General features: G+C 61.2%; 13 protein-coding genes and 2 pseudogenes. 8 read left to right on the plus strand and 7 right to left on the minus strand.

The features are described 5' to 3' along the window. Positions 1-112: 112 nt before the first annotated feature. Complete coding sequence (locus tag KQH55_RS12490) at positions 113-1585, minus strand: beta-1,3-glucanase family protein (protein WP_076786066.1); 1473 nt, start codon at positions 1583-1585, stop codon at positions 113-115. Between the two features lie 373 nt (positions 1586-1958). On the opposite strand from KQH55_RS12490, the gene ilvA reads away from it, so the two are divergent. From ilvA to KQH55_RS12505, 3 genes are all read left to right on the plus strand, one after another. After that, a complete protein-coding gene (gene ilvA, locus KQH55_RS12495; RefSeq protein ID WP_076786065.1) occupies positions 1959-3482 on the plus strand; it encodes a threonine ammonia-lyase, biosynthetic in 1524 nt (507 codons plus the stop codon). A gap of 14 nt (positions 3483-3496) precedes the next feature. Next, entirely contained in the window at positions 3497-4321 is an 825-nt protein-coding gene (queF, locus tag KQH55_RS12500; RefSeq protein WP_076786064.1) for an NADPH-dependent 7-cyano-7-deazaguanine reductase QueF, read from the plus strand. Positions 4322-4561: 240 nt separating this feature from the next. After that, the gene (locus tag KQH55_RS12505; RefSeq protein WP_076796334.1) at positions 4562-5107 is read left to right on the plus strand and encodes a YaeQ family protein; all 546 of its coding nucleotides are present in this window, start codon (positions 4562-4564) and stop codon (positions 5105-5107) included. Between the two features lie 175 nt (positions 5108-5282). Here KQH55_RS12505 and KQH55_RS12510 read toward each other — a convergent pair whose 3' ends face one another. Together KQH55_RS12510 and KQH55_RS12515 are read right to left on the minus strand one after the other, a co-directional pair. Next, entirely contained in the window at positions 5283-5810 is a 528-nt protein-coding gene (locus KQH55_RS12510) for a MarR family transcriptional regulator (protein WP_235091236.1), read from the minus strand. A gap of 3 nt (positions 5811-5813) precedes the next feature. Next, entirely contained in the window at positions 5814-7412 is a 1599-nt protein-coding gene (locus KQH55_RS12515; protein WP_235091238.1) for an MFS transporter, read from the minus strand. A 126-nt stretch (positions 7413-7538) separates the two neighbouring features. Between KQH55_RS12515 and KQH55_RS12520 the strand changes: the two genes are divergently transcribed. Next, positions 7539-8456, plus strand: a complete 918-nt coding sequence (locus KQH55_RS12520) for an EcsC family protein (RefSeq protein ID WP_170872426.1) — start codon at positions 7539-7541, stop codon at positions 8454-8456. A gap of 21 nt (positions 8457-8477) precedes the next feature. On the opposite strand, the gene KQH55_RS12525 is transcribed toward KQH55_RS12520, so the two are convergent. The 3 genes and pseudogenes from KQH55_RS12525 to KQH55_RS12535 form a co-directional block, all read right to left on the minus strand. Continuing rightward, positions 8478-9392 carry an alpha/beta hydrolase gene (locus tag KQH55_RS12525; RefSeq protein ID WP_076786060.1) on the minus strand — a complete coding sequence of 305 codons (915 nt, stop codon included), beginning with the start codon at positions 9390-9392 and terminating at the stop codon, positions 8478-8480. A gap of 67 nt (positions 9393-9459) precedes the next feature. Further along, positions 9460-9804, minus strand: a pseudogene (locus KQH55_RS12530) (transposase); the annotation flags it as partial. Between the two features lie 131 nt (positions 9805-9935). Continuing rightward, entirely contained in the window at positions 9936-11159 is a 1224-nt protein-coding gene (locus tag KQH55_RS12535) for a TCR/Tet family MFS transporter (protein ID WP_235091240.1), read from the minus strand. 207 nt (positions 11160-11366) lie between these two features. Between KQH55_RS12535 and KQH55_RS12540 the strand changes: the two are divergent. From KQH55_RS12540 to KQH55_RS16555, 4 genes and pseudogenes are all read left to right on the plus strand, one after another. After that, a pseudogene (locus KQH55_RS12540) lies at positions 11367-11888 on the plus strand (transposase); the annotation flags it as partial. After that, the gene (locus tag KQH55_RS12545; protein ID WP_235091242.1) at positions 11807-12349 is read left to right on the plus strand and encodes an acyl-CoA dehydrogenase family protein; all 543 of its coding nucleotides are present in this window, start codon (positions 11807-11809) and stop codon (positions 12347-12349) included. The pseudogene KQH55_RS12540 and the gene KQH55_RS12545, both read left to right, overlap by 82 nt. Before the next feature lie 243 nt (positions 12350-12592). Then, positions 12593-13543: an Rpn family recombination-promoting nuclease/putative transposase gene (locus tag KQH55_RS12550; protein ID WP_076786059.1), complete on the plus strand. Its 951-nt coding sequence runs from the start codon at positions 12593-12595 to the stop codon at positions 13541-13543. A 421-nt stretch (positions 13544-13964) separates the two neighbouring features. After that, a complete protein-coding gene (locus tag KQH55_RS16555) occupies positions 13965-14096 on the plus strand; it encodes a hypothetical protein (protein ID WP_255763147.1) in 132 nt (43 codons plus the stop codon). Between the two features lie 446 nt (positions 14097-14542). Here KQH55_RS16555 and KQH55_RS12555 read toward each other — a convergent pair whose 3' ends face one another. Next, a complete protein-coding gene (locus KQH55_RS12555) occupies positions 14543-15076 on the minus strand; it encodes a single-stranded DNA-binding protein (protein WP_076796345.1) in 534 nt (177 codons plus the stop codon). Positions 15077-15119: the final 43 nt, after the last annotated feature.

Genomic DNA, 15119 nt, shown 5'->3' on the forward strand with positions numbered 1-15119 from the left:
TCGAAAAAGCGGTTCGGGTCTGCCAATGCATCGTTCGATCCTGATTCCAGACCCCGATTGTACTGCAACCGCAGGCGGCGCGTTGTCAGTGCGCACGGCCACGCCGGGTACTTCACATCTGGCCGAACTGCACGATCAACTCGGAATGGCTGCCAAAATACACGGCCGGATCGGTCCCGTACACGTCGTCATAGGAAAACGCGTACGCCCGTGCGTCGATGCCGAACGCGTGTAGCAACTTCGCGTACCAGAAGATCGGCATGCGCGGCGTATCCACGCCATCGCCCGCGCCGTTGTAGAACCGCGCCGGATCAATCCATGACACGCAGCCGTCGTCCAGGTGCATGACGCCGCGACAGATCGACATCGCGATGGCGATCGCCGCCGGATCGCTGGCCCAATGCGCACCGTCGCCGGCCTGCGCGCCAGCGTTACCAGCCAGCAGAAATCCCCAGTCGATCGGACCTACGGACGAATCCGTATTATGAAACAGCGACGGATTGCCATCGGCCGGGGAATAGTCAGGCTGCCCCCAGCGCGCGCTAGGCCGCGGCAGCGTCGGGACGCGGTACGGCACCGTGTACGCCGCATCGGTGAACAGTGACAGCGTCATGCCGTCGGGCGCGACGCGGCCGTAGAATACCCGCTTGTCGGTCAAATCCTTGCCGTAGAAGGAAAAGAGGCGATTCGGCCGCCAGCACAACTCGTTCACGTAGCGATCCCAGAAGTGCGTGAAGCGCTGCGCCAAGGCCAGCCGGGTGGCATCGTCCCTCCCCCAATCGGTGAAACGGGCCTGCTTGGGCGACAGTATCCGCGTGAGCCGGCCATCGTTCGCGCTCACCCGCAGCGCCTTGAAGATGCTAGGATTGCCGAACGGCTCCGCCGCGTCGGGCACAGGGATCGAATCAAATGCGGCGATCATGTCGGCGCGCCGGTGCGGATAACCCACCACGCGCCGTGTCCCAGTGTTCGCGTCGATTGCCGAAATCGTGAAGGGCACGGACCAGAAATCGGCATTGGTCAGTTTGAAGTTCGGGTGGTCAGCCGTATGCAATTCGAACTTGTCGTACAGCACCGGATTGTCCGCGCCATTAGATGGCCCACCCGCGCCGAATGGCGGCATTGCGTCGAACCCGCGTCCGAACGCGAAATACACGCGGCCGCTGGCCAACGGCGGGATGGTCAGCGTCAGTGACTGGCCGCCGTCGCGCCGCAATGTCGACACGCTGAACGTCATCGTCGCGCTGTCGAGCCGGAAATCGGCTGCGCTTCCCGTCGGATGAAACGTGCCGCGCACCGGGTCAACATAACCGAATACGTCTGGCGCCCATGGCGCGCGGCCCAGCACGGCAACGAATATCTCGTCGGGACGAAACGAAAAATGGTCAGGAAACACCAGCAGCACCGTGGTCATCGACCCAGTGCCCGTGTCGTGCGACGCGTCCTTGATGGACACCGGCAAGCGGGCGCTCTCACCGTTGTCCGAGCCGCCACCGCCCGAGCCGCCGATGCGCGTGTTGCCACCGACCAACGCGGTCGTGGCCACACCCACGCCCACCGACGCGGCCAGCGCGCCGAGCTGCACAACGGAACGGCGCCTGCGATCGACGCGGCTGGCTGGGCTAGCAACCTGAGTGCCGGCTTTCCGATGCCGTCCTTTTGAGGAGAAAACCATTCGACCCTATGAATTGGTGCATCCGGGGCAGCCACGCCGCCGGATGCGGCTCGCCGCGCCACCCGCATCTTGTATTCCATCCGGAGCACGCCATGTCAGCTTATTGCGGCCATGCGTTCGACATTGTCCGTTTGAACAATATCTCAGCTGATCCAGGCCACTTCACGGGTCTCTAATCGGCCGTTGCGGCATCGAATGCACGCCTACATACGAACGCGGCGCCGGATAGCGCTATGATTGATCCTTTTCCCGCCGTTTCAGATCCATACCTTTGCAGACTGCCATGTCCTCGCCCGATTATCTGAAGAAAATCCTGACCGCCCGCGTCTACGACGTGGCGCGGGAAACCGAACTCGAACACGCACGCAACCTGTCGGCTCGAATTCGGAATGCGATTTATCTGAAGCGCGAGGACAATCAGCCGGTCTTCTCGTTTAAGTTGCGCGGCGCATACAATAGGATGGCGCAATTGCCGCGCGACGCGCTGGCGCGCGGCGTGGTGACCGCGTCGGCCGGCAACCATGCACAAGGGGTCGCCTATTCGGCGGCCCGACTCGGCTGCAAGGCTGTCATCGCGATGCCGATCACCGCACCGCAGGTCAAGATCGATGCGGTGCGCGCGCACGGTGGCCCGACGGTGGAGGTCGTGTTGCACGGCGAATCGTATTCCGATACCTACACGCATGCGCTGCAGATCCAGCAGCAGTACGGGTTGACGTTTGTGCATCCGTTCGACGATCCGGACGTGATCGCGGGCCAGGGCACCGTCGCAATGGAAATCCTGCGCCAGCACCAGAGTCCGATTGACGCGATCTTCGTGCCGATCGGTGGCGGTGGCCTAATCGCCGGCGTCGCGGCATACGTCAAGGCGCTTCGCCCGGAGATCAAGGTCATCGGCGTACAAACCGACGATTCATGCGCGATGGCGCGCTCGATCGCAAAAGGTGAGCGCGTCGCGCTCAGCGAAGTCGGCCTGTTCAGCGATGGCACGGCGGTCAAGCTCGTCGGCGAAGAGACATTTCGGCTCGTGCAGCAATACGTCGACGGTTTCGTGACCGTGGACACCGACGCGCTATGCGCGGCGATCAAGGACGTTTTTCAGGATACACGCAGCGTGTTGGAACCGGCCGGCGCGCTGGCCGTCGCCGGCGCCAAGGCCTATGCCGAACGCGAAAAGTCGGAGGGCCGCACGTTTGTTGCGATCACCTCGGGCTCGAACATGAACTTCGATCGGATGCGTTTCGTTGCGGAACGCGCCGAGGTGGGCGAAGCACGCGAAGCGGTGTTCGCAGCGACGATCCCTGAGGAGCGCGGCAGCTTCAAGCGCTTGTGCGAATTGATCGGCGCACGCAACGTCACCGAATTCAACTATCGGATCGCCGACGCTGAGCAAGCGCACATTTTCGTCGGCCTGCAGATCCAGCGTCGCGACGAGTCGCAGCTGATTGCCCAGACCTTCGAGAAACATGGCTTTGCGATCGTCAATCTGACCAACGACGAGCTATCCAAACAGCACGTGCGGTACATGGTCGGCGGCCACTCACCGCTGGCCCGCGATGAGCGCCTGTACCGATTCGCGTTCCCGGAACGCCCGGGCGCGCTGATGAAGTTCCTATCATCGATGGCGCCCGACTGGAATATCAGCCTGTTCCATTACCGCAATGGCGGCGCGGACTACAGCTCGATCCTGGTGGGCCTGCAAGTGCCGATGGACGAAGACGCCCAGTTCCAGCAGTTCCTGGCGGCGCTGGGGTATCCCCATTGGGACGAAACAGCCAACCCAGCGTACAAATTGTTCCTCGCTTAAGTTCGAGCCGCAACATGACACCCGACCAATCCCCTTTGGGCAAGCCGGTAGGCTATGCTCAGCAGTATGACCCGACGCTGTTGTTCCCGATCGAGCGCAGGCAAGGCCGCGACGCAATCGGCGTACCGGCAGTACTGCCGTTCTTCGGCACCGATATTTGGAACGCGTACGAGCTATCTTGGCTGAACGAGCGCGGCAAGCCGCAGATCGCGCTGGCTACGTTCCACGTGCCAGCCGAATCGCCCAATATTATCGAATCCAAATCGTTCAAGCTGTATCTAGGGTCGTTCGCGCAGACACGTATTGCGTCGATCGACACGCTGCGCGAGACTATCCACCGCGACGTCTGCGCATGCGCGGGCGCGAACGTGTCGGTACGGCTCACGCCGCCGGCCGAATTCGCGACGCTGGCGCTAGATGAACTTGCGGGAACGTCGCTAGACCGGTTGGATCTGGACACCGATATTTACACGCCTGACCCGTCACTGCTGAGCGCGGACACCCACCAGGCGCCTGTCGATGAAACGGTGTTTTCGAATCTACTTAAGTCCAATTGCCCGGTGACCGGGCAACCGGACTGGGGCAGCATCCAGATCCGGTACGTCGGCCCACCGATCGACCACGCCGGCCTGTTACGCTACATCGTATCATACCGCGACCACACTGGGTTTCACGAGCAATGCGTGGAGCGCATCTTCATCGACATCCAACGCGTGTGCAAGCCGATCAAGCTGGCAGTCTACGCACGCTATACGCGACGCGGCGGGCTGGACATCAACCCACTGCGCACCAATTTCAACCTGCCGTTGCCGGACAACGCGCGAACCGCGCGCCAATAAGTCGTGCGACCGTGCCCCATCTTGATGCATCGCATACACGCTTACGCGGGCTGTGCAGTCCGCGCAAGCTATGCACGTCCACACAGGCTGTGCATGCTGCGTAAAAAGTGTTCAGCATCGAAGCGGTGCCGATCACGCGAGCCGGTACGCCACAGAAGCGACGGCGGTCACGCGGATTGCACAGACCATGCGGGTCGTGCAAGTCCCGGCGCGGCACTCGCAACGAATACTGTTTAACCGATGGCGCTGAAATCAACAATTTACAAAGCCGAGCTGCAGATCGCCGACATGGATCGTCATTACTATGCAGACCATTCGCTGACGCTGGCCCGGCATCCGTCCGAAACCGATGAACGGATGATGGTGCGCCTGTTGGCATTCGCGCTGTATGCACACGAGCGGCTCGAGTTCTGCAAAGGGCTGTCCGATACCGACGAGCCGGACCTGTGGCAAAAGGACTTGACTGGCGCAGTGCAACGATGGATTGAAGTCGGCCAGCCGGACGAGCGGCGCATCGCTAAAGCGAGCGCGCGGGCAGACGACGTGGTCGTGCTGGCATACGCTGGACGCACATCCCGGATCTGGTGGGACGCGATCCAGGGCAAGGTCGCGCGACTGCGCAATGTCACCGTATTGAACCTCGCTGAAGGCGTCGCGCCGGCGCTCGCGACGCTGGCCGAACGCACGATGCGGCTGCAATGCACGGTCCAGGACGGCGACGTATGGCTGGGCAGCGCTGTCCATCAGCCGGTGCAGGTCGAGATGGCACGCTGGCTGCCCGCCTAGGACATGGAACCTGTAATGTGGGGCGAGCGGCGCGGCACTGAGCCGGGCCGCGTGGCATCGTTGCGTGCGCCGCGCCGGATACCAGGCCCCGTGGCGAGGCTTTGCCTGCGGAGAAGTCACCCGGATGATGGACCCGCATGCCTATCGGCGGGTCAAGCTGTCGCGGGTCAAGCTGTCATTCAATGGCTGACGCGTCGCCGTGCTCGGCCAGGACCGACGGCTCGCCATGCGTCACGCAACACTCGATGTTCTTGAGTGCTTCCTCGAGCGCATGCAGTGCATCTTCGGACAGTGCCCCGAGCGCACTTGCAAGAAACGCGTTGCGGCGCGGTAATCCGTGCTCGACTGCCTGACGCCCTGCGTCCGTTAGCACGACATTGGTTAACCGGTTGTCCCGCTCGTCCGTACTGCGGGCGATCCACCCGAGGCTTTCAAGCTGCTTTAACTGCCGGGTCAATGCGCCCGGGTCGATGCTGAGCCGTTCCACGAGCCGCTTTTGCGACAGGCTTGGTCCGCCGTGCGGCGTATCGTCGCCGCTCACCGCCCCCGCCCCCTGCTCGACAAGCCGTGCGTGGTCGTAGAGTGCCAGCAGAATCCGCCAGCGGGGCAACGGCAAACCGACACGCGACTCGAACGCGGTCATGAATGCACGGTAGGTCCGGCCAAATTGTTGAAATATCGCGATTCGCTCTTGCAGTTCCACGGCCTACTCCGTCATTGTCGGCTCATGCTTGGCGGAGCGCGCCAGCTGGATGCGTGGCACGCGCCGGGCGTGCCACACCGCCCATACTGCGACGAGCGCAGCAAGCGCGACGCCCAGGTGGATCGCCCCTACCAATGCCTCGCGCGCGCCCTCCAGGAGCGCGACACCATCGTGCCCGGCCGCGTCGACCTGCTGAACCAGCCTGTGCTGAGCTTGCTGGTTGATCAGCACTTGTGGATCGCCGAACGCGTCGAACCAGGCACCGGCATGGCTGCGCGCAAGCGTATCGCGCACTCCGCTCGCATACCAATGAGACACCAATGTTCCGGTCACTGCGGTGCCGAGCATGCCGCCGATCATGCGCAATGACTGCAGCAACGCCGTGACAATGCCCAGATGCTCGCGACTGGCGCTTTGCTGCGCGAATACCGTCAAGTTCGGCGTCACGAGGCCCAGCCCGAGTCCGCCGAGCGCCATGCACACCATCAGCCACGCCTGCGGCATCGCCCGCGTGGACACCGCCACGCCCACACACGACAATGCGAGCAGCGCAAAGCCAACGTGCAGCAGCGCATTGGGATGACGGATCCGCGTCACAATGCGCCCGTTCAGGATGCTGCCTAGCGTGATGCAGACCACCAGCGGTGTGACGACGATGCCCGCATCGCGGGGCGACAGACCGAAACCGCCCTGGAGCAGCAACGGTGCATAGAACAGCAGCGAGAACATCGAGAAGCCCACCAACAGCGACAATGCAAATAGCACAGACAAGCTTTGATGCCCGAACATGTCGATGGGCAGCATCGGCTGCGCGACGTGCCGCTCCCACTTCCATAGTCCCACCGCGCACAGCGCGCTGACCACAAGCAGCGCGCCAGTGCCGCACGTCAACCCGTGCCTGGGCAACAACTCAACGAATAGTTGCAAGCCACATAGCGACGCCGCGATCAACACCGCGCCAAGCCAATCCACCCGCATCCGACCCTGGTGCTGCGCCTGCCGCAAATGCGGCAAGCAACGCCAGACAAAGAACAGCGACAATAATCCGACTGGCAGATTCACGTAGAACACCGAGCGCCATCCGCCATACTGCGTTAGGAATCCGCCGAGCGACGGGCCGACCGCATTCGCGATGCCGTACGCCGAACTCATCATCACTTGCCAGCGCAGCCGGACGTGAGCATCGGGAAACAAATCCGGAATACAGGCGAACGCCGTGCCAACCAGCATGCCACCGGCCACACCCTGCAAGGCGCGCGCGAGCACGAGAAATAGCATGTCGTGCGCGAGCCCGCACAGCGCCGAAGCCGCCGTGAACAAAATGATAGATGCCATGACAAACGGCTTGCGGCCGTAGTAGTCACCCAGCCGCCCAAAAATCGGCACGGTAATCACCGACGCCAACAAGTACACGGTAGCGACCCACGCGTACAGGTCAAAGCCTTTGAGGTCTGCCACGATGGTGGGCAGCGCGGTACCCACCACGGTCTGGTCGAGCGCGACAAGCATCGTCACAAACGAGAGGCCCAGCATCGCAAGCAGCGATTCGCGAAACGGCAGTACCTGCCCGCTCGAATGTTGAGCGGAAGAGTCGAATGGCATATTTGCGTATACAATAATTGCCTTATCAATTGATTGAAATTATAGCAAGAAAAGCCGCTCTAACGAATTCAGATGGACGGTCACGGCCGTCCTCGAATCGTCTTTTTTGTTCCGGAGTTCAATGCGATGTCAAATGCGCTCATTGCCCCATCGAATGCGACCATGCGCGATGCCGACCTGAAGGCGTTGCGCAGCGCCAGGCAACTGTTGGAGCGCCCCGGCCTAGCGATCAAGCTGACCAGCTTGATCGGCGCGCCGTTCGAGGCATTGCTGTCGCGCCTGCCGGCCGGCGCCAACGATAAAGTGCTCGATGCGACTCATATCGCGCTGCGCCGATGCCTGCGCGCTGCGCTGCACAGCCTTGGCCACCGCGACAGCGCGTTGCCGTTGTCCACCGAATACGATCCGGCGATGGCCGATGCAGAGGCACGACCCACCACGCTCGGGGCGATTGCGGCCCCGCGGCCGCGCAACTGGCTACATAAGGTCGCGGTGGCAACCACGGGTGCGGCCGGCGGCGCATTCGGGCTCGTCGCACTGCCGATCGAGTTGCCCGTCACGACGACCTTGATGTTCCGCTCGATCTGCGACATCGCGCGGAGCGAGGGCGAGGATCTGTCCACACTCGACGTGCAACTCGAATGCTTGTCGGTGCTTGCCATGGGTCACACCGCAATTGGGCCAGGCCGCGCGGAGATGGGCTACTTCTTCGTGCGAGGCGCGCTCGCGCAAGCGGTATCGAAGGCCTCCTCCGACGTCGCGGCCAAAGGTTTCGCGCATGGCATGGCTGCCCAGGCATCCACTGCATTGGCCCGGTTAATCCATGCCGTCGCTGCGCGCTTTTCGGTCCAGGTCAGCGAGCAACTCGCCGCCAAATCCGTGCCAGCGCTCGGCGCGGTGCTTGGCGCGCTGGTTAACGCCGCATTCATCGAGCATTTCCAGAATATGGCCCACGCGCACTTCACGGTGCGCCGGCTGGAACGACGCTATGGCGAGCCGGCGGTGCGGGCCGCGTATGATGCGATCGCGCAGCACGCGCCATGATGGGGGACGACGCGCGCCGCGTCACGCCGCAACGCACGTCACGAACTGTGCCGCCTCCCGCAGTGCACGTCGCCCCTCCGGGAGAAACGGCGCATAGATCTGCCACACATGCGGCATGTCCGGCCATATCCGAAACTGCGTCGTCACGCCGGCCATGCGCGCATTGTGCGCGACGCGCACCGAGTCATCGAGCAGCACCTCGGTGCTGCCCACCTGGATGAACAGCGGCGGCAACCCGTGCAAATCTGCGTAGACGGGGGAAACCAGCGGATGGTCCGGCGACGCGTCGCCAAGGTACAGCTTCGCCGCGCGGCCAATCACCGACCCAGCAAACATCGGGTCCTGTCCATGATTGGAGACGATCGACGCGCCGGATGCGGCCAGATCGGTCCATGGCGAGAACAGCACGGCCCCGGCCGGCAGCGGCTCACCCGCATTGCGCAGCGCGACCAGCGTTGCCAGCGCGAGGCCGCCCCCCGCTGAATCGCCAGCAATCACAATGGAACTGGGCGCGTGCCACGCAAGCAACGCGCGGTACGCCGCGAGCGCGTCGTGCAGCGCGGCTGGAAACGGATGCTCGGGTGCAAGCCGGTAGTCCAGCGCGAACAACGCGGCCCGTGCCCGCGCCGTCAACTCGAACGTGATCGTGCGATGCGTACGTGGTGAACAGAAGTAATAGCCGCCGCCATGCAGATAGAGGACCATCGGGCGCTTGCGGTCCGGCACCGGCGGCTCAGGCTCGAGCCATTCGCCGACGAGCGGCGCACACTCACTGCCATAGCGCTCGCGCAGCCGGAATCCGGCCGGTACCCTGGGCGTCCACAGACGCTTGTTGACCTGCGCGCGCACGCGGCTCACGCTGATATCCGGCAGTTCGGTATACGGCCGGAAATACCGGCGCAGTCCCCACGACACGACGACGCGTTGCCAACTCACCGCGGCCTCCCATTACATGCCGGCCTCATCATAACGGCGTTGCAGCATCAGCGCGTGGGCAAACGGCTCTAGCACGCTCCCATAAAGAGTGGTCCCACACCGTATCGTCCATCGCCAGGCCGGCAAACCAGCGAAACAGCATGTTGTAGGAAATTTGCTTTATCAGCATGCACTCGCTTCGAATCGAATACAGCACCTGCAACAGCAACGCGCGAATCAGCTTCTGCAGGGCGATGCTCGGGTGGCCGCCCTTCGCGTCACTCTCGTCCACGCGTACGAACACCGGCTCCATACGCTTGAGCGCGTCGTTTAGCCAGATACGAATTGGGCGCAAGAGGTGGCTGGCCGGCACGAAGTCATTGAGCTTCACCATGGTGAACATAGCCTCGGTGTAGCCGTGCGCTCTGCGCATCGTTTCGGCCTCTATGCTGGCCGCTCCCTTGTTTCAACGTTTACCCCTCCCGCTTCGATGACGACGAGGTGAACTATTTCAACAGCCTGCTAGACTATAGCGCTCATAGCAGTGCATGCCGTGATTCTGTTTCACGTGCCCGACAATTGCCTCGATGGCTGGTTAGCGTTTAGATCAGGCGCAGTCCACTGTCGCAACAATCGGTTCAATCTAAGCATGCCGCCCAGCAACAGGAGTGCGCCGACAAGCCACACCCAGCCAGTCCATGATGCGTAGGACAATGCGTAGAGTGTAGTGGCCACCAGCGGCCCAATCCCCCCTACCAGGCTCAGCACACTGGCCAATGCGCCTTGTAATTCCCCTTGCTTATCTTGTGCCACGCGCCGCGATAGTAGCGCTTGCAGCGTGGGCAATACGATTCCACCGGTGACCAGCATCGGCATCACGGCAAATACGACCCAGCCGCGGGACGCAAAAGCCATGATGACATACGCCAATCCCTCGATGCCCAGACCCAGTAGGATGGCTCGCCGTTCGCCCAGTCGCGCTGAGGCCGGCTTGACCATCAAGCTCTGCGTGAGTGCGCGCAGTAAGCCAAACACCGCCAGTGACATCCCGATCATGCGCGGGTCCCAGCCAAAACGGTTTTCGTTATAGATCGGCCACAATGAATGCGGTATACGGCCTGCTAACGCTATGATGAAAAATACGGCCAGCAGCGGCAGCACACCAGTGTGCCGAATGACACCCTGCAACGCGGCAAAAGGGTGAATCTCTTTCCAGGCCAGCGCGCGACGGTGCGGGTGATGGGATTCGGGCAGCGACCGCCAGGCCAGCACAAAAGTCAGTGCGCTCAATAGCGCAGCAAACATAAACGGATACCGTAACGAAGCCTGGCTTAGCAAGCCTCCCAGCGCGGGTCCGGCCACCAGACCTAGGCCAAAGCAGGCGTGCAGGTAACCATAGTGACTGGCGCGTTGCCCACTAGGTGCGATATCGGCAAGATAGGCGGTCGCCACCACCAAGTTAGCGCTCGTCATGCCGGCCACCAAGCGGCCGATTATCAACACCCACAGCGAGGGGACGATGGCCATCACGGCATAGTCAATCGTGGCACCGATTAGCGAGGCCAGCAGCATCGGACGGCGACCGAAACGATCACTGAGCGCGCCGAGCATGGATGAACACAGGCACTGTGCCAGCGCGTAGATGGCCAGCAGCATGCCGTACTGGCTGGCGACTGACTCAGTGGCGCTCAACTCGTGCAGCAGGCTGGGCAACACAGGAATGACAATGCCGCCGCCGATGGCGGCGAGTGTAACGATCATCAAAATGATGCCAAGAGCCGGGTTCATAAGGAAGTACGGTACGTTGACGGGTTAAATGATGACGCTCACGACCATCAATGGACGGCGACGTTGGTGCGATGCACGAGACGCGATAATACAGCGTGAAAGCCTACAGCCTGGTGTTAGATTTAGCGTGGATGGAATACTGATCTGCTTTAGGAATCCTGGGCTGACTCGAAAGCGAATTTTGCGGCAAACTTGGCCCTGAACGAGGTGGTTTGTCATAAAACGCAAGCGTTTGCGATCGAACAAATTGTGGCTGTGCTCAAACAAACGGAACTAGGGATGCCGGTGGCAGACTTGATTCGCCAGATCGGCATTTGCGAGCAGACGTTCTAGCGGAGGAAGAAGCAATACGCTGGGATGCAGTCGGACCCAGTGCGTGAGTTCAAGCAATTGCAGGACGAGAATGCACGGCCCAAGAAGCTAGTTGCTGAACTGAGCCTGGACAAGACTATGTTGCAAGATGTTGCCTCAAAAAAGTGACCCGGCCCGCGCTGAGGACAGAGGTAGTGGGTTACGTGGTAAGCCGCTACGGATTGACGATGGGGCAGGCCTGCCGGCTCGTAAAGCAACCGCGCAGCGCTCAGTACTACCGCAGCGCCAGGACCCTCGTGCTGAGTTCACGCACGCATGCGCGAAATTGCCTACACATGCGTGCGCTACGGCTATCGGCGTGTCCCCATGCTATTACGCCGCGAAGGCTGGCAGTTGGGGAAAAGTCAGGCGTACCGGGGCGGGAGGGACGAGGCGTCAAGGTCTTTGGAAGTGCCATCGAATATGAACGTGGACGCATTCTTGCCATCACGTTGGGAGCCATGCGCCGCCTTGAAGCATGCATTACCCACGCGCGTACCTGCCGCCAGTTCGGCCAACCCATTGGGAAGAACCAGGCCACCTCCCATCGCCTCGCCGACATGAAAGTCAACCTCGATGCCGCGTGCGAACTCGTCTACCGGGTAGGGCGGCTCAAGGATGCGGGCAAAGATGCCACGCTGGAAGCAGCCTGTGCGAAGCTGTTCGTCTCGGAGACGTACACGAAGTTTTCGATAGACGCACTGCGCATTTACGGTGCGCAAGGTTATCTCGCTCAAACCCCGACTGAAAGAGGACTGCGCGACGCCATCGCATCCCTCCTCTATTCGGGAACCTCTGATATTCAACGCAACATCATCGCCACCGAACTGGGATTATGAGCTGACCTAGCGATGCACCAGCGCAGCGTCGCGATCGAATCAGGCATGTGTCGCTGTACGCGCTGTGCGGCCGCGCGGCATGTAGTGCGCAGGTAAGGCAGGCCGGCGGCGGATGTCGGCGTTCTATTATTGTCGAATGAGGCATGGTGCAACAAGAAATCCATAGGCAGCGATGCACAGCAGCGTGCGGGCATCGAGAGCAGGCGATGGTAAAATAAGCGGTTCCCCTCATTCACGTTCGGCATGAAACGCTCATCGACGATGACGCCGCACGACGCGCTCTTTAAGCAGTTTCTCACGCATCCGGACACCGCGCGGGATTTCTTAAGCCTGCATTTGCCCACGCAGTGGTTGGCGCAGTGCGACCTGAACACATTGCGTCTGGAGTCGGGCAGCTTTGTGGAAGAAGATCTGCGCGCTTACTATTCGGATGTACTGTGGTCGCTGCAGACCCGGCAGGGCGAGGGGTATGTCTATGCGCTGATTGAGCATCAAAGCCGGCCGGAACGTCACATGGCGTTTCGGCTAATGCGTTACGCGATAGCCGCCATGCAGCGCCATCTAGAAGCCGGACATGACCAGTTGCCGCTGGTGATTCCGATGCTGTTTTATCACGGGCAAGTCAGTCCGTATCCGTACTCAATGCGGTGGTTGGACAGCTTCGAGGCGCCTGAGTTGGCGTCGCAGCTGTATGCGGGAGGCTTTCCGTTAGTGGATGTCACGGTGATTCCGGATGATGAAATCCTCACGCATCGGCGCATGGCGATGCTAGAGTTGCTGCAAAAGCATATCCGGCAACGTGATTTGGCGACGCTGCTGGAGCAACTGGCAAGCCTGTTGATCGCGGGGTACACTACGCACGAGCAATTGGTGTCGCTGATGCATTATATGCTGCAGTGGGGCGACACGACGGATCCGGAGCGATTTATGCGAGAGTTGGCGATCCGTTCCCCGCAACACGAGGAGGTCTTGATGACGATTGCACAAAAGCTCGAGCAAAAAGGCGAGCAAAAAGGTCTGGAGCGCGGCCGGATGTTGGGACGTGAAGAAGGACGTGAAGAAGGGCGCGAAGAAGGCCACAAGGAAGCCGCACTGAAGATCGCGCGCACGATGCTAGAAAGCGGATTGGAGCGCGAGACGGTCAAACGTATGACGGGCTTGTCCGAAGCCGACATGAAGCAAATCTGCCACTAATCATCCGGGCAATTCAGGGCTTAGGCCCCTACTTCGCGTGCTGACAATGCCAAGCGTGCGCTGCGCTCGGGTGCCGTGGCATGCACCATTGTCACCGGCCAGCTGCGCCGCTATCGGGCAACAAAGTCCCCGTTAACAGCGCTTACCGAGAGGCAGCGCGTGTTTGTGAAGGCGGCCGCACACGGGTGACCTACTCAACCGAACATAGCCCTCCACGCGGAAATGGAAACGACGCATGCGTGGTTGCCACAATCCGCAGCAACCCCAAGCGTTTTTGTCGTGTGCTGTTTAGCTACGCGTGCCTCACTCAGTACGTCTCATATCACTGCGATGGAGCAGGCCTCTTGTCGGCTAACTTGTATTAGCCGGAACTTGAGCTGGCAGGTAGTCGGGCTGATAAAGAAGAAAAGGTTAATGGAGGATGAGTTTCTCCTTGGCCCTGCGCGGCAACCCGATGGCGCTGCTGCATCAGCGCGCCAAGCGCTCGGCGCCGCGCATGAAGGGGACAAATCGCCTGCACGGTTTGCCAAGGAGCTATCAATACGATGTGTGATGGTGATGACACTGCGCGGGCGGGTGCGCCAATGACACCGGCAGTTACTTCCACGTCTATTAGAAACACAACTAACCATGTTGCCGATGGACTTTGATTCGAACTCTGCCGCCCACGGCGCCAAGTGGCGGTTATGCCATGCAGAACCATCAAGCCGGTCGCTCTGCGACAGCTGCCCCACCTAATTGCCAAGTCTGGCGGCGTCTGACAACACACGTGCGCGGCAACGCTTGGTGCCATGCCCACACAATGACTCAACGGGCCGCCCGACGACGTACGATGAACTGCCGAACATAGCGTATCCGGACACCAACGGAATCACCATCGACTTTGGAAAGACTGTCCCTTGCCTTGGCTCGATTTGATAAGAGTGAAACCGCAATAAGAAAAAGCCCGTATGCATAAGGCGTACGGGCCTCCTAGTTACATCATCCTAAAAGTACTCGCTAGAACGGAATATCGTCGTCCATCTCATCGAATCCGCCGCCGGCAGGCGCGCTGGGCCGGCTCGCACCGCCGCCCGCACCCTGGCGTGCGCCACCCGACGCGCGCCCTCCACCGGCGCCACCGCCTTCGCCCCGCGATCCGCCTGACGTGCCGCCGCCGAAGTCATCGCCACCGCCTGAGCCACCACCGCCTGAGCCGCCACGGCCACCCAACAACTGCATGCTGTCCGCGACGATTTCGGTCGAGTAACGGTCCTGGCCGCTCTGATCCTGCCATTTGCGGGTGCGGATACGCCCTTCGACGTACACCGGCGAGCCCTTCTTCAAGTATTCAGCGGCGATCTCCGCCAAGCGGCCGAAGAACACCACGCGGTGCCACTCGGTCAGTTCCTTAAATTCACCCGATGCCTTGTCCTTGTACCGGTCCGTCGTGGCCAGACGAATGTTGGTCACCGCATCGCCGCTTGGCAAGTAGCGCGTTTCCGGGTCGGCGCCGAGATTGCCGACAAGAATCACTTTGTTAACGGATGCCATATGCCTTTCTCCAGTTTGATTCGATACGCGTTACACGAGGCGT

The sequence above is a fragment of the Mycetohabitans sp. B3 genome (assembly GCF_021498065.1).
Lineage (GTDB): Bacteria > Pseudomonadota > Gammaproteobacteria > Burkholderiales > Burkholderiaceae > Mycetohabitans.

Excerpts from the sequence above, each read along its gene's own strand:
- ilvA (WP_076786065.1), top strand. The coding sequence starts at position 1,959 with ATGTCCTCGCCCGATTATCTGAAGAAAATCCTGACCGCCCGCGTCTAC.
- queF (WP_076786064.1), top strand. The coding sequence starts at position 3,497 with ATGACACCCGACCAATCCCCTTTGGGCAAGCCGGTAGGCTATGCTCAG.
- KQH55_RS12505 (WP_076796334.1), top strand. The coding sequence starts at position 4,562 with ATGGCGCTGAAATCAACAATTTACAAAGCCGAGCTGCAGATCGCCGAC.
- KQH55_RS12515 (WP_235091238.1), bottom strand. The coding sequence starts at position 7,412 with ATGCCATTCGACTCTTCCGCTCAACATTCGAGCGGGCAGGTACTGCCG.
- KQH55_RS12520 (WP_170872426.1), top strand. The coding sequence starts at position 7,539 with ATGTCAAATGCGCTCATTGCCCCATCGAATGCGACCATGCGCGATGCC.
- KQH55_RS12535 (WP_235091240.1), bottom strand. The coding sequence starts at position 11,159 with ATGAACCCGGCTCTTGGCATCATTTTGATGATCGTTACACTCGCCGCC.
- KQH55_RS12545 (WP_235091242.1), top strand. The coding sequence starts at position 11,807 with ATGCGTGCGCTACGGCTATCGGCGTGTCCCCATGCTATTACGCCGCGA.
- KQH55_RS12550 (WP_076786059.1), top strand. The coding sequence starts at position 12,593 with ATGAAACGCTCATCGACGATGACGCCGCACGACGCGCTCTTTAAGCAG.
- KQH55_RS16555 (WP_255763147.1), top strand. The coding sequence starts at position 13,965 with ATGAGTTTCTCCTTGGCCCTGCGCGGCAACCCGATGGCGCTGCTGCAT.
- KQH55_RS12555 (WP_076796345.1), bottom strand. The coding sequence starts at position 15,076 with ATGGCATCCGTTAACAAAGTGATTCTTGTCGGCAATCTCGGCGCCGAC.